The sequence below is a fragment of the Pseudarthrobacter sp. NPDC055928 genome (assembly GCF_042270935.1).
Taxonomy (GTDB): domain Bacteria; phylum Actinomycetota; class Actinomycetes; order Actinomycetales; family Micrococcaceae; genus Arthrobacter.
On record NZ_JBHJZH010000012.1, the window covers coordinates 12,916 to 30,374 of the forward strand.

General features: G+C 64.3%; 20 protein-coding genes and 1 pseudogene. 8 read left to right on the forward strand and 13 right to left on the reverse strand.

Translation table 11 applies throughout. From position 1 onward, the window contains the following. Positions 1 to 121 precede the first annotated feature (121 nt). The 6 genes from pdxS to ACFC25_RS15010 form a co-directional block, all read right to left on the reverse strand. Positions 122 to 1,048 (reverse strand): pyridoxal 5'-phosphate synthase lyase subunit PdxS, encoded by a 927-nt coding sequence (gene pdxS, locus ACFC25_RS14985; protein ID WP_337351151.1) that lies wholly within the window; start codon positions 1,046 to 1,048, stop codon positions 122 to 124. A 136-nt stretch (positions 1,049 to 1,184) separates the two neighbouring features. After that, a complete protein-coding gene (gene pgsA / locus ACFC25_RS14990) occupies positions 1,185 to 1,814 on the reverse strand; it encodes a phosphatidylinositol phosphate synthase (protein ID WP_337348114.1) in 630 nt (209 codons plus the stop codon). Next, positions 1,804 to 2,391: an HIT domain-containing protein gene (locus ACFC25_RS14995; protein WP_376046459.1), complete on the reverse strand. Its 588-nt coding sequence runs from the start codon at positions 2,389 to 2,391 to the stop codon at positions 1,804 to 1,806. Before ACFC25_RS14995 ends, pgsA begins: the two co-directional genes overlap by 11 nt. A gap of 20 nt (positions 2,392 to 2,411) precedes the next feature. Further along, a complete protein-coding gene (thrS, locus tag ACFC25_RS15000) occupies positions 2,412 to 4,421 on the reverse strand; it encodes a threonine--tRNA ligase (protein ID WP_337348116.1) in 2,010 nt (669 codons plus the stop codon). Between the two features lie 146 nt (positions 4,422 to 4,567). Further along, entirely contained in the window at positions 4,568 to 8,056 is a 3,489-nt protein-coding gene (locus ACFC25_RS15005; RefSeq protein WP_337348117.1) for a DNA polymerase III subunit alpha, read from the reverse strand. Next, complete coding sequence (locus ACFC25_RS15010) at positions 8,053 to 8,385, reverse strand: DUF6504 family protein (RefSeq protein ID WP_376046463.1); 333 nt, start codon at positions 8,383 to 8,385, stop codon at positions 8,053 to 8,055. The genes ACFC25_RS15005 and ACFC25_RS15010 overlap by 4 nt, the downstream gene beginning before the upstream one ends. 165 nt (positions 8,386 to 8,550) lie before the next feature. On the opposite strand from ACFC25_RS15010, the gene ACFC25_RS15015 reads away from it, so the two are divergent. Next, positions 8,551 to 8,940 (forward strand): hypothetical protein, encoded by a 390-nt coding sequence (locus ACFC25_RS15015; RefSeq protein ID WP_337348119.1) that lies wholly within the window; start codon positions 8,551 to 8,553, stop codon positions 8,938 to 8,940. A gap of 92 nt (positions 8,941 to 9,032) precedes the next feature. Here the strand turns inward: ACFC25_RS15015 and ACFC25_RS15020 are convergent, their stop codons facing one another. After that, positions 9,033 to 9,353 (reverse strand): chorismate mutase, encoded by a 321-nt coding sequence (locus ACFC25_RS15020; protein WP_337348120.1) that lies wholly within the window; start codon positions 9,351 to 9,353, stop codon positions 9,033 to 9,035. Positions 9,354 to 9,372: 19 nt separating this feature from the next. Here ACFC25_RS15020 and ACFC25_RS15025 point away from each other — a divergent pair, with 19 nt between their 5' ends. Next, positions 9,373 to 9,795 carry a VOC family protein gene (locus ACFC25_RS15025; RefSeq protein WP_376046467.1) on the forward strand — a complete coding sequence of 141 codons (423 nt, stop codon included), beginning with the start codon at positions 9,373 to 9,375 and terminating at the stop codon, positions 9,793 to 9,795. Between the two features lie 60 nt (positions 9,796 to 9,855). Here ACFC25_RS15025 and ACFC25_RS15030 read toward each other — a convergent pair whose 3' ends face one another. Further along, positions 9,856 to 10,605, reverse strand: a complete 750-nt coding sequence (locus ACFC25_RS15030) for an SOS response-associated peptidase (RefSeq protein ID WP_337351147.1) — start codon at positions 10,603 to 10,605, stop codon at positions 9,856 to 9,858. 118 nt (positions 10,606 to 10,723) lie between these two features. On the opposite strand from ACFC25_RS15030, the gene ACFC25_RS15035 reads away from it, so the two are divergent. The 3 genes from ACFC25_RS15035 to ACFC25_RS15045 all read left to right on the forward strand — a co-directional run bounded on the left by ACFC25_RS15035 (position 10,724) and on the right by ACFC25_RS15045 (position 12,802). Further along, the gene (locus tag ACFC25_RS15035; RefSeq protein ID WP_310163639.1) at positions 10,724 to 10,981 is read left to right on the forward strand and encodes a mycoredoxin; all 258 of its coding nucleotides are present in this window, start codon (positions 10,724 to 10,726) and stop codon (positions 10,979 to 10,981) included. A gap of 97 nt (positions 10,982 to 11,078) precedes the next feature. Next, the gene (locus ACFC25_RS15040) at positions 11,079 to 12,164 is read left to right on the forward strand and encodes an S-(hydroxymethyl)mycothiol dehydrogenase (protein ID WP_376046471.1); all 1,086 of its coding nucleotides are present in this window, start codon (positions 11,079 to 11,081) and stop codon (positions 12,162 to 12,164) included. Next, positions 12,161 to 12,802: an MBL fold metallo-hydrolase gene (locus ACFC25_RS15045; RefSeq protein ID WP_376046474.1), complete on the forward strand. Its 642-nt coding sequence runs from the start codon at positions 12,161 to 12,163 to the stop codon at positions 12,800 to 12,802. Before ACFC25_RS15040 ends, ACFC25_RS15045 begins: the two co-directional genes overlap by 4 nt. A gap of 43 nt (positions 12,803 to 12,845) precedes the next feature. Here ACFC25_RS15045 and ACFC25_RS15050 read toward each other — a convergent pair whose 3' ends face one another. After that, positions 12,846 to 13,613 (reverse strand): biotin/lipoate A/B protein ligase family protein, encoded by a 768-nt coding sequence (locus ACFC25_RS15050; protein ID WP_376046719.1) that lies wholly within the window; start codon positions 13,611 to 13,613, stop codon positions 12,846 to 12,848. A 16-nt stretch (positions 13,614 to 13,629) separates the two neighbouring features. On the opposite strand from ACFC25_RS15050, the gene ACFC25_RS15055 reads away from it, so the two are divergent. Next, complete coding sequence (locus ACFC25_RS15055; protein WP_337348125.1) at positions 13,630 to 14,019, forward strand: DUF2177 family protein; 390 nt, start codon at positions 13,630 to 13,632, stop codon at positions 14,017 to 14,019. Between the two features lie 67 nt (positions 14,020 to 14,086). Here ACFC25_RS15055 and ACFC25_RS15060 read toward each other — a convergent pair whose 3' ends face one another. Beyond that, on the reverse strand, positions 14,087 to 14,890 hold the full coding sequence (locus ACFC25_RS15060; protein ID WP_376046477.1) for a thioesterase family protein: 804 nt from the start codon (positions 14,888 to 14,890) through the stop codon (positions 14,087 to 14,089). 158 nt (positions 14,891 to 15,048) lie between these two features. Here ACFC25_RS15060 and ACFC25_RS15065 point away from each other — a divergent pair, with 158 nt between their 5' ends. Next, entirely contained in the window at positions 15,049 to 15,726 is a 678-nt protein-coding gene (locus tag ACFC25_RS15065; RefSeq protein ID WP_337348127.1) for an endonuclease/exonuclease/phosphatase family protein, read from the forward strand. A 23-nt stretch (positions 15,727 to 15,749) separates the two neighbouring features. On the opposite strand, the gene ACFC25_RS15070 is transcribed toward ACFC25_RS15065, so the two are convergent. The 3 genes and pseudogenes from ACFC25_RS15070 to ACFC25_RS15080 all read right to left on the reverse strand — a co-directional run. Continuing rightward, on the reverse strand, positions 15,750 to 16,286 hold the full coding sequence (locus ACFC25_RS15070; protein ID WP_376046480.1) for an NUDIX domain-containing protein: 537 nt from the start codon (positions 16,284 to 16,286) through the stop codon (positions 15,750 to 15,752). 61 nt (positions 16,287 to 16,347) lie between these two features. After that, a complete protein-coding gene (locus ACFC25_RS15075) occupies positions 16,348 to 16,539 on the reverse strand; it encodes a DUF1918 domain-containing protein (protein WP_337348129.1) in 192 nt (63 codons plus the stop codon). A gap of 65 nt (positions 16,540 to 16,604) precedes the next feature. Then, positions 16,605 to 16,897 (reverse strand): annotated as a pseudogene (locus ACFC25_RS15080) (SAM-dependent methyltransferase); the annotation flags it as partial. A 42-nt stretch (positions 16,898 to 16,939) separates the two neighbouring features. On the opposite strand from ACFC25_RS15080, the gene ACFC25_RS15085 reads away from it, so the two are divergent. Further along, positions 16,940 to 17,446, forward strand: a complete 507-nt coding sequence (locus ACFC25_RS15085) for a metallophosphoesterase family protein (RefSeq protein WP_376046483.1) — start codon at positions 16,940 to 16,942, stop codon at positions 17,444 to 17,446. Positions 17,447 to 17,459 lie beyond the last annotated feature (13 nt).

A 17,459-nucleotide genomic window follows, 5' to 3' on the forward strand; every position in this document is an offset into this window, starting at 1 on the left:
GCTCCGTAGCCGCCGTTTTGAGGCCTCATAAGGGCGGTTGCGGAGCAATCGATGGGAAGAACGACGGCGGGTGGCCACCTTGGGAAAGGTGACCACCCGCCGTCGTACTGCTTTGGAGCTGTTACCAGCCGCGCTCTGCGAGGCGGTGGGGCTGCGGGATCTCGTCAACGTTGATGCCCACCATGGCTTCGCCGAGGCCGCGGGAGGCCTTGGCGATGACGTCGGGGTCATCGAAGAAGGTGGTGGCCTTCACGACGGCGGCGGCGCGCTGGGCGGGGTTGCCGGACTTGAAGATGCCGGAACCGACGAACACGCCGTCGGCGCCGAGCTGCATCATCATCGCCGCGTCCGCCGGGGTGGCGATGCCGCCGGCGGTGAAGAGCACCACCGGAAGCTTGCCGGTGGTCGCGATTTCCTTGACCAGTTCGTACGGGGCCTGCAGTTCTTTGGCCGCGACGTAGAGCTCATCCTCGGGCAGGGCAGCGAGCTTGAGGATTTCGGCGCGGATCTGGCGCATGTGCCCGGTGGCGTTGGAGACATCTCCGGTGCCGGCCTCGCCCTTGGACCGGATCATTGCCGCGCCCTCGTTGATGCGGCGCAGCGCCTCACCCAGGTTCGTGGCGCCACAGACGAAGGGAACGGTGAAGTTCCACTTGTCGATGTGGTTGATGTAGTCGGCCGGGGTCAGGACCTCGGACTCGTCAATGTAGTCCACGCCCAGGGACTGCAGGATCTGGGCTTCGACGAAGTGGCCGATCCGGGCCTTGGCCATGACCGGCACGGACACGGCGTCAATGATCTTGTCGATCATGTCGGGATCGGACATGCGGGACACGCCGCCCTGGGCACGGATATCGGCCGGAACGCGTTCCAGCGCCATCACTGCCACGGCACCGGCGTCTTCGGCGATGCGGGCCTGTTCGACGTTGACGACGTCCATGATGACGCCGCCCTTGAGCATCTCAGCCATGCCGCGCTTCACACGGCTGCTGCCCGTGACGCTGTTCGCGGACGAACCGGCTTCGCTGCTTACATCAGGTGTAGACACAAAAACCCCTATGGGTAGATAGATGACCTTCGCCGGGCGTGAGGGCGGCACAAAGCCGAAATGAACACGCACCGGATTGCCGGATCCATTGACCGGGCAGTCCTAATACTAGTCCCACTGCGGGCGGCGGGCTTAATCAGGCTTCATCCGTTGTTGCCGCTCCGGCCAGGGACTGGCGCCGGACCGAAACGATGCGTTGGATCACCGTGACGAGGCTGGCAACGGCAAGCACTGCGAGGGTTGCCTGCAGGACAATAAGAGGCAGGCCCAGACCGGTGAATCCTGTAACGACCAGCACCGAAACAAGCCGTTCGGCGCGTTCGGCGATCCCCACGTTTGCGGTAAAGCCCAATGATTCGGCCTTGGCACGCGCGTAGGAGACCACCATCCCCAGGACAAGGCAGACCATCGCTCCAATGCCGATCACCAGGTCCGCACCACCGGTGAAGAACCAGATGGCGAGGCCTGCAAACAGTGCACCGTCGGCGATCCTGTCAAGCGTGGAGTCCAGGAAATTCCCCCACCGCCCGCCGGTGTCCCGCATCCTGGCCATGATGCCGTCCAGCACATCGGAGAAGATAAAAGCTGTAATGAACAGCGTTCCCCACCACAGCTGGCCGAGCGGGTAGAAAACCAGGGCGCCGGACACCACGCCAACCGTACCTACCACCGTGACGGCGTCGGGGGAAACACCAATTTTCAGGAGCCAGCGGGCAAGCGGTGTAAACAGCGCGGTGAAGAAACCGCGCGCGTGCCTATTCAGCATCCGTCTCCCCGGGCCAGGCCTCGGCCACCTGCCGGCGCACCTCGTCGAGGGTCTGGGTGATGGCTTTAGTCTGGGCGATGATCGGGAAGAAATTACCGTCCCCGCCCCACCGGGGAACGATGTGCTGATGCAGGTGCGCCGCGATCCCCGCGCCGCCCACGACACCTTGGTTCATGCCCAGGTTGAAGCCTCCAGGGTTCGACACCTTGCGCAGCACTTTCATCGCGGTCTGCGTCAGCTCGGCGAACTCGGCGGTCTCGTCCAACGTGAGGTCTGTGTAGTCCGGCACATGCCGGTAGGGGCAAACCAGGAGGTGGCCGGGGTTGTACGGGAACAGGTTCAGCACCACATAGCAGGTCTTCCCCCGGTAGACGATGAGGGCTTCCTCATCGCTCCGGCCGGGGCCCACGCAGAACGGGCAGTCGTTTTCATTCTTGAACTGGTGCTGGCCGCCCTTGATGTACGCCATCCGGTGCGGAGTCCACAGGCGCTGGAAGGCATCCGGGACACCGGCGAGGTCAAAGTCGTCGGTCACGCCGGAATCGCCTGGATGCCCTGCGCCTGTGTTCTCCTGCACCGTATTCTTATCCGTTTCCGCTAGCTGGTCCGGTTACGGACGGCTTCTGTGATCCGCTTGACGGCCTCGGCCACCGGCACACCGTTGTCCTGGCTTCCGTCACGGAAGCGGAAAGACACTGCGCCTGCCTCGGCGTCGTCGCCCCCGGCGATCAGGACGAACGGGATCTTGTCCTTGCTGGCAGTGCGGATCTTCTTCGGGAACCGGTCCGACGACGTATCCACCTCGGCGCGGATGCCCACCGCCTTGAGCTGGTCAACGACGTCGAACATGTATTCGTTGAACGTTTCGGCTACCGGGATGCCCACTACCTGGACAGGGGAAAGCCACGCGGGGAACGCGCCGGCGTAGTGCTCGGTGAGGACACCCATAAACCGTTCGATGGAACCGAACAGCGCACGGTGGATCATCACCGGACGCTGGCGGGTGCCGTCGGCTGCCTGGAATTCCAGCTCGAAGCGTTCGGGCAGGTTGAAGTCCAGCTGGATAGTGGACATCTGCCACGTACGGCCCAGTGCGTCCTTGGCCTGGACGGAAATCTTCGGTCCGTAGAAGGCTGCTCCGCCCGGATCCGCTACCAGTTCCAGGCCGGATTCCTCAGCCACTTCGGCGAGTGTCCGGGTGGCTTCCTCCCAGGCGGCGTCCTCACCCACGTACTTCTCCGGATCCTTGGTGGAGAGCTCCAGGTAGAAGTCGTTCAGGCCGTAATCCTTGAGCAGGTCCAGCACGAACGTCAGGGTCTTGGTGAGTTCGTCCTTCATTTGCTCGCGGGTGCAGTAGATGTGGGCGTCGTCCTGGGTCATGCCGCGGACGCGGGTCAGGCCGTGCACCACGCCGGACTTTTCGTAGCGGTACACGGAACCGAATTCGAAGAGCCGCAGCGGCAGTTCGCGGTAGGAACGTCCACGGGAGCGGAAGATCAGGTTGTGCATAGGGCAGTTCATCGGCTTCAGGTAGTAGTCCTGGGCCGGCTTGCGGATAGTACCGTCAGCGTTGAGTTCCTCATCCACGCGCATGGCCGGGAACATGCCCTCCTTGTACCAGTCCAGGTGGCCCGAGACTTCGTACAGATGGCCCTTGGTGATGTGCGGGGTGTAGACGAACTCGTATCCGGCGTCGACGTGGCGCTGCCGCGAGTAGTCCTCCATCTCCTTGCGGATGATGCCGCCCTTGGGGTGGAACACCGGCAGGCCGGAGCCCAGCTCGTCCGGGAAAGAGAAGAGGTCAAGTTCGACGCCGAGCTTGCGGTGGTCACGTCGCTCTGCCTCCGCGATGCGCTCCTGGTAGGCCTTCAGCGCGTCCTTGGTGGGCCAGGCGGTGCCGTAAATGCGCTGCAGCTGCTGGTTCTTCTGGTTGCCCAGCCAGTACGCGGAGGAGGACCGGGTGAGCGCGAAGGCGTTGGAGATGAGCTTGGTGTTGGGCAGGTGCGGGCCGCGGCAGAGGTCGCACCATACAGTGGTGCCCTCTTTGCGCTCGACGTTGTCGTAGATGGTGATATCGCCGGCGCCGACCTCGACGTTGACGCCCTCGCCCGCCTCGGCAGCCTGGTTCTTCTTGCCCAGAAGTTCGAGCTTGTAGGGCTCATTCTTCATTGATTCGCGGGCCTCGTCCTCGGAGACCACGCGGCGGACGAACTTCTGGTTCTGGTTGATGATCTTGAGCATCATCTTCTCGAGGGTCTTGAGGTCCTCGGGGGTGAACGGTTCCGCGACGTCGAAGTCGAAATAGAAGCCGTCGGTGATGTAGGGACCGATACCCAGTTTGGCCTCAGGGCGCAGCTGCTGCACGGCCTGGGCCATGACATGGGCGGTGGAGTGGCGCAGGACGTTCAGGCCGTCAGGGGAATCGATGGTGACGCCCTCGATGTCGGCGCCTTCGGGCAGCTCCTGGTCCAGGTCCTTCAGCTCGCCGTTGACGCGGGCTACAACAACGTCGCGGCGCTCAAAGAAGAGTTCCGCACCGGTTGTCCCGGTAGTCACCTTGGTCTCTTCGCCATCGACGATGAGGGTGATCTGCTGGGCATCTGACACGGGTGTCTCCTATTCAAAGTTAAGGCTTCATAGCTTGTGGCGTACGGGGACCACAGCCAGCCATCGTCAATGCTATCGGTTTCCCAAGGGGCCGACCAACGGGACCCGCAGTCCCCGGGGGCCTCGTTTGGCTGGGGTGGAGCGACTCAGCCACCCATCCCGGTGATGGCCAGGCTGCGGTTGATTCCGTCCAGGGGATGGGGTACATCGGTTGTCTCGGGGCTGGAGGCCGGGAACGGGAGGGTCTCCACCCGGCTCAGGTCCCAGGCCATGTTGGCGCTGAGGCTGATTCCCCGGGGACCTGTCCGCCTGGTGGTGCCGCGGATAAGCAGCAGCCTGGTGCCGAACAGCAGCAGTCCTGCCTGTTCCTGCGCTTCGTGGAAGAAGACAGAGTCGATACAGCCGGTGCCGTCGTCGATACTGATGAAAACCACGCGGCGCCCACCACGCATGGGCGGGGTCTGAGTGGCGATGCGCACCCCCGCAACCAGCACTTCAGTGCCGTTGCGCAGGCCCAGGAGCTTGTCCGAGGTGGTGACGCCGAGCCTGTCCAGCATGGGACGGTGGCTGTCCATCAGGTGCCCGCTGGCATCAATGGCCATCAGGTCCAGCTCAGCCCGGACGTTATCCACGAGTGTTGGCGCAGGAAGGCCGGGCTTGACGTTTCGAAGTTCCACGTCACCCAGTGGCAAGGACAGTTGTCCCTCAATAACCTCGATGCCCTTCCGTGCACTTCCCGCTGACTGCATCCTTTGCAGGTGCTGGACGAGGTCTGCACGGTTGGCCGCGCCACCGGATTCACGGTGCAGGGAATCAAAGGCACCAAGCTGTGCCAGCCTCTTGATGCTGGGTTTGCTCAGCCGGGACCGCGCCCGCAGGTCAGCCAGCGAGTCATACGGCTGCCCTGCCACGATACGTTTGAGCTCGGCCCCGGAGAGTCCGTAAATGCCCTTTAGGCTCAGCCTGATCCCAAGTTTGCCGCGGTCCTGCCCCTGCCCCACGCGTTCCACCCGGTATTCGGCCTGGCTCCGGTTGATGTCAAGGGGCAGGATGGGGATGCCCAGCCTGCGGGCTTCGGCGACCAGGAGCCGCTTGGGATACATCCCGGGATCGTGCTCCCACAGCCCGGCGAGGAAAGCCTCCGGGTGATGCGCCTTCAGCCAGGCGGACTGGTAAGTGGGTACGGCAAAGGCGGCACCGTGCGCTTTGCAGAAGCCGAAACTTCCAAAGGCCTTCAAAGTGCCCCACACCTTGTCCACGACATCCGGTGAATAGCCTTTTGCCCGGGCTTCCTTCCGGAAGAATTCCTCCACCTTCGGTTCGAGTGCCTCGTTGCCCAGGGCGCGCCGGAATTCGTCCGCCCGGGCAAGTCCGCACCCCGTCATGACGTCGAAGGTCTTCAGGATCTGTTCGTGGAAGACGGTGACGCCATGGGTTTCCTGCAGAACCGGTTTCAGGTCCGGGTGGGGGTACACCTCCGGTGCAAAACCGTGGCGGTGTTCAAGGAACGGGCGCACCATGTCAGATTTCATGGGTCCCGGGCGGAACAACGAAATGTCGATGATGAGGTCGTTAAATTCGCGCGGCGCCATCTTGCCAATGAGCTCCCGCTGGCCCGGCGACTCGATCTGGAAGCATCCCAGGGTGTGGGTGCTGCGGATCAGTTCATAGGTTGGTTCGTCGTCCAGCGGCACGGCGTTGAGGTTGATAAGGCCATTGTGGGCGATATAGTCCGGGCCAGTTCCCTCCGGACCCGTTGGGTGTGCCCCCGCAGCAACCACTTCGGCTTTGGAGGGATGGAGCCGGATGACCTCACGGACAGCGAAGGCCATGGCACTTTGCATCCTGACCCCCAAAACGTCCAGCTTGAGCATCCCCATGGGGTCCATGTCATGTTTGTCGAACTGGCTCATGGGCAATCCCAGTCCGCTGGGCTGCACGGGGGTACGGTCCAGGAGCGTGGCGTCACCAAGGATCACCCCGCACGGGTGCATGGAAATATGCCTGGGAAGCCGGTCCAGCCGTTCCGTGAGGTCCACCAGCAGGTCAAGCTGCTGGTTTTCGGCGAACTCCCGTTGCTCCACCCTGCCGGCGAACTCGCGCAGTTCAGGTTTCTCCACCAGCGCTTCGCGGAACTTGCGGGCCGAAAAACGCCACAGTTGCTTGGCGATCTCCCCAACATCGCCCTCGTCCATGCCCAGGGCCATGCCGGCATCCCGGACAGCGCCGCGCGCACGGTAGCCGTTCTGCATGCTCATCAGCGTGACGCGCTCGGCACCGAAGCGGTCAAAGATCCTCCGGTATACGTTGTGCCGCTCAGCGCTTTCAACATCGATGTCGATGTCCGGCAGGGTGGCCCGGTCCTGAGACAGGAACCGTTCGAAGATCAGGTCATGCTGCAGGGGGTTCACCTGGCTGACGTCGATGAGGTAGTTGACCAGGCTGGAAGCTCCTGAACCCCGGGCGGCGGCGCGGACTCCCATGTCAATGATCATCCGGGAAACCTCGGCAACAGTCAGGAAGTAGGAGGAGAACCCAAGGTTTCGGATGATCCCCAGTTCGTGCTCCAGCCGCGAGCGCATTTCCTTTTCGGCGGTACCGGATACACCGGGAAACCTCTTGCCGATACCGGCCTCGCAACGCTGGACCAGCTCAAGGTGCGGGTCCTGGCTGATACCTATTACCGAGGCTTCAGGGACTACGGGCTGCTTCCAGCCCATGTCAGTTACTGGGTCAATCCGGCAGAGGTCGGCGAGCGCTTCTGTCTGCGCCATGAGCTGTTTGAGGTCCGCCGCACCGTATCCTGCGGCGCCGATGATTTCCTTGCCCAGCTGGAGCATTTGGGCGGACGATTTCAGCCAGGCTTGCCCGTTGGGCTGAAGGAGGGGTTCTGCGGCCAGTTCAGGCAGCGACTTCAGTGTGCGGGCCGAGTCCAGGACGTCAGCCGTGGCGGCGCCGTCCTCGGCGCAGTACCGGACGGCATTGGTGAGCACTGCCGGGACCTGGTGCTCCTCCGCAAGTTTGAGCATCCGCACCGCGTGGGCTGTGCTCAGTGGTGAGCCCGGCGAGCTCAGCTGGGAAACCACTTCGGCGACCATGGTTCCTCGCGGCATGGCATCAAGCCAGCGTTTGAAGAGGGTGCGGGGACGCAGGTACCGCCGCCCGCCCATGGCACGTCCGACGTCGGAATCCGGGCCGATCAGCACAGTCAGGACCGGCTTCAGGGTTTTCGGATCAAGCGTCCGGGAGGCGAGTTCGGCGCGGGTGACGGCTACCGGCACTGCTCCCCCGGCTTTGCCGGAGGTCCGGGCATGGGCGTCGGACACGAGCCGGCACAGCGCACGATAGCCCGCACCGCTGTTGTGGCCGCGGGCGAGGACCACCACCCGTCCAGCAAGCTGGGTTCGGTGGTCGCCGTCGTCGTCGAACACCGCAAGGTCAACACCCACGATGGGGTCAATCCCTGCTGCCATGCAGGCCTTGAGGTGTTTGACAGTGCCGTACAGGCCGTCCCGGTCAGTGCAAGCGAGCGCGGTGGCGGCGTCGGAGGCAGCAACCTGGGCGAGTTCGTCCGGCCAGGACACCCCGTAGTGGGCGCTGAAGGCTGTGGAAACGTGGAGGTGTGTGAAGGTCATGCTGTTCTGGGTTGGATTGCGTCGTGGATCCGGAGCAGCCGCCAGCGGCCGCTTCCGAGGTGGCGGCTCAGGTCCAGGGTGAGGGTTTCTTGCTTCTTGTGGCCGGTTTCAGCTGGTTCTGCCCGCACCTGGACCCGCCAGATTTCGTGGTCCACCAGCCCTGGCCCGCTTCCCAGGGGTGCGCGGCTTTCCTCGGCCCACCACTGCCTGCGTTCGAACCACCGGACAGGTTCGGCGCAGACGGTGTAGTGCTGCCCTGCCCACTGGAGGGACACCGGCTGTCCGGATGCGCTGCAAAGGACGTCAACTGTTTCGCTGAACATGCCCATGGGCGCCTCCCGGAACTGAATGAACCGTTGCCCGGGGACGGGTCATCCCGGGGTTTCGAACACGGCTGTTCGAATACATATTCGAATAAATCCAGTCTACGCCGGTGCCCCGGCAAAACCTAGACAGGGGTGGACGGACGGGACGGCAGGTAGCAGGATGGTGGCATGAGCACCAATGACGCACTCCTGAAGCAGGTAAGCATCAAAGCCCAGGACTCCACGCTCCTGGCCACTTTTGATATTGAAGGCAACATCCCGGGCTCGGGTGCGTACGTGGTGGGGCTTATGGCCGCCAGCCCTGACTACTCATCGCAAAGACGGCTGGGCATTGAATTCATGAACGGGGAGGCGATCGCCTTCTACTCGTTTAGCCATGAACAGGGAACCGAGGAGAACTACGACCTCAGCGGAGTCACGCATTCGGGCAGCACCATTACCGGAGTCTTCCCCATGGATGCTATCCACGGGCTGGGCAAGGGACACATCATGTCTGCGTTCAGTGAGGCCGACGGCCGGGAATTCCAGTCCGGCATCGCCGTCGAGGAATCACTCTAACCAGGGAAAAGAGCAGGCGCCCTGCCGGAACACATCCGGTGGCAGGGCGCCTTGGAATTACTGGAAACAGCTCGGGACTGCTGGGGACAGTGTCAGCTGTTTTCTTTATGGACCTTCAGCTCGAGTTCGATGAATCCCGAAATCATGGCCCGGTACGTTGACTCCACGATGTCCGGATCGATGTCCTTCTTTTCCGCGGCGGACCTGACGTGTTCGATGATCCGCTCCACCCGGCCGGGGGCCCGGACTTCGGCGTCGTCCCCCTTGAGGGTTCCGGCAATCCTGATCAGCCGTTCGCGCCGTGCAATGAGGGTGACGATCTGGTCATCCACCTCGTCGACTGCAATCCGCACGGCGGCGAGCTGTTCCTTGTCGGCCAGCGCGTCCCTATCGTTTCCTTGAATTGTCGCCATCTTCTGACAGTATCGAAGCATGCAGCCCAGAGTCGACTTCATCTCACTAGGTGTGCGCAGCGTAGCCGCCTCCCGCCGCTTCTATGCCGAAGGCCTTGGCTGGCCCGTGCACAAGGAATTCCCTGATGACGTGATATTCATCCAGGTCAACCACGGACTCATCCTCTCCCTGTGGAACGCCGGCCAAATGCAGGCCGAGGCCGGCGTTGATGCGCCAGGGCCGGTCCCCTGCATCACGCTCAGCCAGAACCTGGCCAGCACGGAGGAAGTGGACCGGGTCATGGCCGAAGCCGCTGCTGCCGGGGCGAGTATCGTTGCGGAGCCGGTCACCCAGCCGTGGGGCGGGTACAGCGGCTACTTCGCGGACCCGGACGGCTTCCGCTGGGAAATTGCCTACAACCCCACGTGGGCAGTGGACGACGCCGGCAAGGTCACCGTCTAGGAGTCAGGAACCCCCGCCGCACCCGGGTCTGGGGATGGGTCAACGAACGAACGGCTTGGCTTAGAACAGCGCCTCGACGGGACGGATGAGTTCCGGGGAATTGTTGCGGACGTTTCCCACTTCCCGGCCAACGGAATCCACGCGCCAGTCCCCTGCCACATCCTTCACATGGGCGCGGACCAGGTCCACCAGGAAGGCTGCATCGTCAATCTGCGGGTCGATCCACGACTCCATGGTGGCCCGGTCCATGGGCAGCGGCACACGGTCGTGCAGGGCGGTGAGCTTGCCGAAGACAGTTGACTCCGATCCCGGCGGCGGTGTGTCAGCGGTCAGGATGGAGGTGGAGAGCAGCCACCGCCCCGGCTCGCCCTCGGCCTTGGACGGATCCTTCCACCATTCGTACAGGCCGGCGAACACCAGCCCGCTGCCTTCGCCCGGATGCACGTAGTAGGGCTGCTTCGCCTTACCTGTGCCTTGTTTCCACTCGTAGTAGCCATCCGCCGGGACAGCGCAGCGGCGTGACTGGACGGCTTTGCGGAACGCGGGCTTCTCCAGGACCGTTTCGGAGCGGGCATTGATCATTTTGGACCCGATGCCGGGGTCTTTGGCCCAGGACGGCACCAGGCCCCAGCGGGCCACGTGCAACTGGCGGACGGTGGAGTCGTCAATCAGGCGCTCCAGGACTATGGGAACGTCATCGGTTGGCGCCACATTCCACGACGGCGGCAACTCGACGTCCTCCTCGAGCTGGGCATCGAATTCAGCCAGCAGGTCCCCCACGGCACGTGCCATCACATAGCGTCCACACATGGCACCAGCATGCCATTACTGCTATTCACTGTCATCCGGGGCCATCGGCTCCGGGGAATAGTGGGCCGCGGGTTACCGTTGATGGGAACGAACCCCCTTACTGATTTAGGAGAGCTCCGTGGACTTTACCCCCGAGAACGGCACCATCACCATGTTTTCCACCACCTGGTGCGGCTACTGCAACCGGCTCAAGAAGCAGCTGGACGCGCAGGGCATCGGCTACACGGAAATCAACATCGAGGAAGTTGATGGCACGGCCGAACTCGTGGAGCAGCTCAACGGCGGCAACCGGACCGTCCCCACCGTGCTTTTCCCGGACGGCACCGCTGCCACCAACCCCTCAGCCGCTGAGGTCAAGAGCCGCCTGGCTGCCTAGTGCCGGACCGGACACCCCCGGGCCTGGCGTGATAGACAGAACGGGACCAACATTCACTGTTGGTCCCGTTCTTTCTATCTGCATTAGGGAGCCTTCCATGGTCCATAAAGTCAAAGGTGTCGTAGCCCGTTCCAAGGGGGCCCCGGTCACGCTGGAAACCATCCTGGTCCCGGATCCGGGACCCGGTGAGGCCCTGGTGGACATCATCACTTCCGGTGTCTGCCACACTGACCTGCATTACAAGCTCGGCGGCATCAGCGACGACTTCCCCTTCCTGCTGGGCCACGAGGCCACCGGAGTTGTCTCAGCAGTGGGCCCGGACGTCACGGACGTGGCCGCCGGCGACCGCGTGGTGCTGAACTGGCGCGCCGTCTGCGGCAACTGCCGTGCGTGCAACCGCGGCGAGGCGCAGTACTGCTTCAACACGCACAATGCGACCCAGAAAATGACCCTGGAGGACGGCACTGAACTGTCCGCTGCCCTGGGCATTGGCGCCTTCACCGAAAAGACCCTGGTGGCCGCCGGGCAGTGCACCAAGGTAGACCCCGACGCCGATGCTGCCGCCGTCGGACTGCTCGGCTGCGGCGTCATGGCTGGGATTGGCGCCGCCATCAACACCGGCGGCGTCAAACGCGGCGACTCAGTGGCCGTCATCGGCTGCGGCGGCGTGGGTGTGGCCGCCATCGCCGGCGCCGCGCTCGCCGGCGCCAGCACGATCATTGCCGTCGACATTGACGCGAAGAAGCTGGAGCGCGCCCGGGAACTCGGCGCCACGCACACCGTTGATTCTTCGGACACCGATCCGGTGGAAAAGATCCGCGAGCTCACCGGGGGCTTCGGCGCAGACGTGGTGATTGACGCCGTCGGACGTCCCGAAACCTACAAACAGGCGTTCTACGCACGCGATCTCGCCGGAACCGTGGTGCTGGTTGGCGTCCCTACGCCAGAGATGACGCTGGAACTCCCGCTGCTGGACCTTTTCGGCCGGGGCGGGTCGCTGAAGTCGTCCTGGTACGGCGATTGTCTCCCGTCGCGGGACTTCCCGATGCTCATCAGCCTCTACAGGCAGGGGAAGCTGGACCTCGACGCCTTCGTCACCGAACGGATCACCATCGACCAGGTGGAGGAAGCCTTCGACAAGATGCATTCCGGTTCCGTGCTGCGTTCGGTGGTGGAGCTGTGAGCCTTCGGATCGACCGGCTGGTGACGTCAGGGACGTTTTCGCTCGACGGCGGCACCTGGGACGTGGAGAACAACGTCTGGATTGTGGGCGATGACCAGGAGTGCATCGTCATCGACCCTGCGCACGACGCCAAGGCCGTCGCCGCCGCAGTGGGCGGACGGACGCTGAAGGCCATCCTGCTCACCCACGGCCATGATGACCACATCGGGTCTGTTGGCGACTTCTGGGACCTCGTGCAGGCGCCCATCCATCTCCACCAGGGTGACTGGATGCTCTGGCGGAGCGTCTACCCGGAGGTGGATCCCGACCGCGACATCAGCCACGGCGACATCTTCGAGGTAGGCGGGGCGAAGCTCAAGGCCCTCCACACGCCTGGGCACTCGCCCGGATCCGTATCCTTCCATCTGCCGGATGGGCCCGACGGCGGAGGCACCGTGTTCACCGGTGACACGCTGTTCCAGGGTGGGCCCGGCGCCACGGGCAGGTCCTACAGCGACTTCCCCACGATCATCGACTCCATCCGGTCGTGGCTGCTGCCGCTCCCCCCGGAGACGGTGGTACGGACGGGCCACGGCGACAGCACCACCATCGGTGCCGAGGCGCCCCACCTGGATGCGTGGATCGCCCGGGGCCACTGACAGCCCCGGGCCGCTACAGCCGGGAGGCAGGCGGCCGTGCGGGCTACGCTGTCCCGCTGTCCAATCCGGCGTAGCTGCTGAAATCGGCAAACCGGAGGGAGGCGTAGCCCGCATAGGTGGACAGCAGCGCATCCTCGACGGCCTGGACGTCGAGCCCGGGCACCAGATCGTTGGCCGCGCCGGCGGTTGCCGGGTCCCAGTCCAGGCCCAGCGCCGCGTAACTGTCGGTCAGCACCCCGCGGATCGGAGCGGAGTCCTCCACAACGATCACGGAACTGAAGAGCCACCCGCCCGCCACCACACGCTGGGCGGTGCCTACAAGCTTGACCTGGTGCGCCGGGTCGGCCGGGTCCGTGCCGTGGACACTGAACTCCCCCGGGCAGTACTCCCCCGGAATTTCGCCCACGGCGGCCTGCACGCCCGCGCTCCGCAGGGCCTGCGCCAGCAGTTCACCGAAGAACCCGAACCGGGTCTTGGAGCCGGCGATCGCATCAGCGTGGGGTTCGATATGGTCCACGACAAGGGTGCCTTGGTGGTAGGCCGCTGCCCGCCCGCCCGCCTTGCGCACGAGGGGCTCGAAGCCGCGGTTGCGGCAAGCCTGGGCGGCGGCCTCAAAACCCGGAAGCCTGGTGTCCCGCTGGCCGAACGCAACCGTGGGGGCGGGACGGTACAGGCGGAGGGTGGAGCCGATCCGGCCGGCCTTTGCCTGGCCCAGCAGGTCCAGTGCAAGGTCAAGGTCCTCCGCCGCGCCCAGCGACCGTTCCTGCCGCACCACGGTGAGGTGTGGCCCTCCGGTTCCGGCATCCTGCATGTTGCTAAGCTCCCTTATGGTCATATTGCAATTCCTCGTTGTCGCCGCCGCGTTCGCAGCCATTGACGCCGTGTGGCTGAAGCTGATGAACCCGTTCTACCGGAGCCACATCGGCGAGTTGCTGGCGGACAAACCACACCTAGGTTACGCCGTGGCCTTCTATGTCATTTACATCGCGGGAATTGTCTTCTTTGCGCTGCGGCCAGCGCTCGACGGCGGCAGCTGGCTGACCGCCGTCGGCTACGGCGCCGCGCTGGGCGCCTTCGCTTATGCCACCTATGACCTAACCAACGCTGCGACCCTCAAAACCTGGCCATTGCAGCTCATCGTGGTGGACATGCTTTGGGGAGCCGTGCTGACCGGGCTCTCCACGCTGGTGGGCTGGCTCGTGTTCCGGACCAACTGACTTATACCCCGGCCGAGGGAACCGGCTAACTGGCCCGCGGGCGGCCGTGAAGGACCCGGGGGCCGCCTCAGGTCTTGCGCAGCGTCAGGATCTGTTCGGCACGGCCGAACGGCCCGGAGATGTCGTGCAGAACCGTGGAGGTGAGGCCAATTCCGTCCGTCCCGAACGACACCGCGTTCTCCAGTCCCAGCCACTCACCCTGTGGACGCCGGTACATGTGGATCTGCAGGTCAAGGTTGGGAAACGCGTAGCTGTCCTTTCCCGGCGGGACGCGTGCTGCGATCCCGTTGGCCGTGTCCACCATGCCCATCAGCCGGGCGAGGTCTCCGGTGTCGGCGGCGTCGGTCAGCGGGTGGGCGGTCCGAAGCCAGACCGTACCGGCACCGGGCCGGTGCCCCTCTGCGACGCGCATTTCCAGGGACCGGATATACCCACCCGGCCAGACGCTGGCGCCGTCGTACGGCTTGCATTCGTCCGGCGTGGCAATGGTGGAGTCCTCGACGGCGGCCACAGCGCTTGTGTCGCTGGTGACCAGGCGCCAGGCGGTGGCACGGATGGCCACCCGGCCGTTGGCGATGAGCTCGGCCTGCAGCAGCTCGATGGTCCTGCCCGGCCGGAGCGTGGAGGTCTCGATGTGGAATTCGCCGCCGGGGATCAGCCCCAGGATCTCGTAGCTGAGACGGGCCATCCTCATGTCCTCGCGGGGATGGTGCCGCTCAAGGCTGTCTGCCATCAGGCCGGAGGCCGGGGCCATATGCTGCTCGTGCTCGTTCCAGGCCCCTTGGGCGTGGATAGTGGAGCGGAACCGGCCGCCGCCCAACGCCTGGTAGTAGAAGTTGCCGTCGGCAAGTTCGGGCAGATCTCTGGTCAACGTTGGCCCTTCCCGTGGTTCTGGGTGAATCGCCACTAACTCTATCGGTTCGCTCAGGACGCTTTGCCCGGACGCGGCGAAATGTTGGCACCTGCAGAGTGCGTTCAAAGTAGACTCAGGAACTGGTCCTGTCAGCAACCCTCGAGAAGAGGTGTCCGATGCGCGTCATTAGCTACAACCTCCGGAAGCACAAGGCGAGCGGAGAACTCCTGGCCCTCGCCCGGAACTTTGAGATCGATGCGCTGTGCCTGCAGGAAGTCGACTCCGCCGACCTGCCCGAAACCCTCGGCCCCCTGCACCTGGCCGACACCACCAAGGGCAACCGGCTGGGGCTGGCCATCTACTACCGGGCGAGCCGCTTTACGGCCGTCAACACGCAGTCTTTCGCGCTGAAGAAGTCCATGCACGACCGCGTGCTGGCGCCCGCCCACGAACGGCTCATCGGAACCCGTGTGGTGGACAATGAAACCCAGCACGAACTGGTCATCGGTTCCTTCCACGCCGCTCCGCTCACCGCCTCCAACTCCCTGCGGCGGCACCAGATCCATGCTGCCCACGCTGAACTGCTGAGCATGGGCAGCGGACTCATGACGCTGATGGTGGGTGACTTCAACTACCCGTTCTTCACTAAGAACCTCCATGCCCACATGAAGGACTCCGGCTACGCGCTGTCCCTCAGCGATCGGCGGACCTACACCCGTTACAAGGTCTTCAAGGGCCACTTCGACTTCGCCACGTCCCTGGGCCTGGACATCGAAAGCGTGGAGACGCTGCCTCGCGGCAAGTCCGATCACCTGCCTATCCTGGTCACCGCGGAGTACGGCCAGGACACCTGACGGCCAAATAGCCTGGGGCGCCCCTAAAGGCGGGCGTCCGTCAATGAGAGCATGCGCGTCCGCAACCCAGGCCAGGCGGCGGCGAAGCCTGGGTGCAGTTCCCTGGCGTCGACCTCGGCCAGCGGAACCCAGAGCAGTTCAATGCTTTCGGGATCGCTTATGACGGGCTCAAAGGGGTCCGTGACGAACAGGACCACCGTGGTGTAGGACCAGTAGCCGACGTCCAGCACGGACGTGAACAGGACGCTGACGTTCTCCCCGGGCACGGCGGCTTCTTCGAGGGCCTCCCGCAGCGCTCCTGCAACTGCATCCTCGCCCTGGTGCAGCGCTCCGCCGGGAAGCCCCCACGTTCCGCCGTTATGGCTCCACTGGGCGCGGTGCTGCAGGAGCACGCCCCGGTCCGGATCGTAGGCGAGCACCCCGGCTGCACCGAACCTGCCCCAGAAACGCCCGAGGTCCCCTTCCACCCAGGCATCGCCGGGATCACGGGGACCCGTCCTGGCAGGAGGTTGCTGACGGTGCGGATTATTGGCGTCGGTGCCGGACGTGTGCGCGGTCATGGAATGATCCATGGCTCCAGTCTGACATGTACCTGCCGGCGGCATGCAGAACCAGGCGGCCCTATTCCCCGTGTGGCTTGTCGACGGCGAAGTCCCCGCCGGGATACATAACGGTCTCGTGGCCGTCGTCAAAGCGGACCAGGTAAGGCGGATGGCCTTCCTGTCCTTTGACTTCAAGGATGACACCGTGCCGGTCGGTCGACCCGACGGTCCTTCCCCTGACGATGATCCTGTCACCCTGAGCTGCCTCCATGGCAATCACCTCCCAGCCCCAGAGTACGACTCAACAGCAGGCCGTAACAGGGTACATTTTAGACGTCAGGCTTCGGTGAGCCGGTACACCGAGACGTGGCTGCGGGAATCCGCGGCGAATTCGCTGCCGTCCCAGTCCGCCCACCTGGATTCCAGCCTAAATCCTGCCAACTGCGCCAGCAGGTCGAGTTCGCTGGGCCAGATGTAGCGGTGGGGTGGGCGGCATTCTGGAAACACCGGACCTGGTGGTCCTGGGTCAGGAGGTTCGCGATGGTGTTAAACACCAGGAACGCCAACGCAAAGTTCTCGCCCGCGACGGCCTCGGCCATGTCACCCTGAACGACGGGAATGCGCGGATCCACGAACCCCACCGGCGCCGGGCAACGTGGCAGGATTCAGTCATGCCGCTGCACCTCGTACTCGTCTCCGACACCCATGTTCCCCACCGCGCCCGGGACCTGCCTGCGCAGGTGTGGGCCGCCGTCGAAAGCGCCGACGTGGTGCTCCACGCCGGAGACTGGGTGACAGCGGAACTGCTGGACCAATTTGAGCGGCGAAGCCGGCGCCTCATAGGGGTGTACGGCAACAACGACGGGCCGGAACTCCGCCGGCGGCTTCCGGAAACGGTGGCCGTCACACTGGAAGGCGTGCAGTTTGCCATGGTGCATGAGACCGGCACGGCCAGGGGGCGTAGCGAACGCGCGGAGTCGCACTATCCGGACGCCGACGTGTTGGTCTTCGGGCACAGCCACATACCGTGGGATACCACTACCCCGCGCGGGTTGCGCCTGCTCAATCCCGGTTCGCCGACGGACCGCCGGCGCCAGCCGGTCTGCACGTACATGGCTGCGGTGGTTGACGGTGGCCTCCTGCAGCAGGTGGAACTCGTGGAGGTGCGGAAGGACTGACCCGGAGGTCGGG

What these genes read in the sequence shown, in the direction of transcription:
- pgsA (WP_337348114.1), bottom strand. Translation starts at nt 1,814, where the DNA reads ATGCTGAATAGGCACGCGCGCGGTTTCTTCACCGCGCTGTTTACACCG.
- ACFC25_RS15005 (WP_337348117.1), bottom strand. Translation starts at nt 8,056, where the DNA reads ATGACCTTCACACACCTCCACGTTTCCACAGCCTTCAGCGCCCACTAC.
- ACFC25_RS15010 (WP_376046463.1), bottom strand. Translation starts at nt 8,385, where the DNA reads ATGGGCATGTTCAGCGAAACAGTTGACGTCCTTTGCAGCGCATCCGGA.
- ACFC25_RS15015 (WP_337348119.1), top strand. Translation starts at nt 8,551, where the DNA reads ATGAGCACCAATGACGCACTCCTGAAGCAGGTAAGCATCAAAGCCCAG.
- ACFC25_RS15020 (WP_337348120.1), bottom strand. Translation starts at nt 9,353, where the DNA reads ATGGCGACAATTCAAGGAAACGATAGGGACGCGCTGGCCGACAAGGAA.
- ACFC25_RS15025 (WP_376046467.1), top strand. Translation starts at nt 9,373, where the DNA reads ATGCAGCCCAGAGTCGACTTCATCTCACTAGGTGTGCGCAGCGTAGCC.
- ACFC25_RS15030 (WP_337351147.1), bottom strand. Translation starts at nt 10,605, where the DNA reads ATGTGTGGACGCTATGTGATGGCACGTGCCGTGGGGGACCTGCTGGCT.
- ACFC25_RS15040 (WP_376046471.1), top strand. Translation starts at nt 11,079, where the DNA reads ATGGTCCATAAAGTCAAAGGTGTCGTAGCCCGTTCCAAGGGGGCCCCG.
- ACFC25_RS15050 (WP_376046719.1), bottom strand. Translation starts at nt 13,613, where the DNA reads ATGCAGGATGCCGGAACCGGAGGGCCACACCTCACCGTGGTGCGGCAG.
- ACFC25_RS15055 (WP_337348125.1), top strand. Translation starts at nt 13,630, where the DNA reads ATGGTCATATTGCAATTCCTCGTTGTCGCCGCCGCGTTCGCAGCCATT.
- ACFC25_RS15065 (WP_337348127.1), top strand. Translation starts at nt 15,049, where the DNA reads ATGCGCGTCATTAGCTACAACCTCCGGAAGCACAAGGCGAGCGGAGAA.
- ACFC25_RS15070 (WP_376046480.1), bottom strand. Translation starts at nt 16,286, where the DNA reads ATGACCGCGCACACGTCCGGCACCGACGCCAATAATCCGCACCGTCAG.
- ACFC25_RS15075 (WP_337348129.1), bottom strand. Translation starts at nt 16,539, where the DNA reads ATGGAGGCAGCTCAGGGTGACAGGATCATCGTCAGGGGAAGGACCGTC.
- ACFC25_RS15085 (WP_376046483.1), top strand. Translation starts at nt 16,940, where the DNA reads ATGCCGCTGCACCTCGTACTCGTCTCCGACACCCATGTTCCCCACCGC.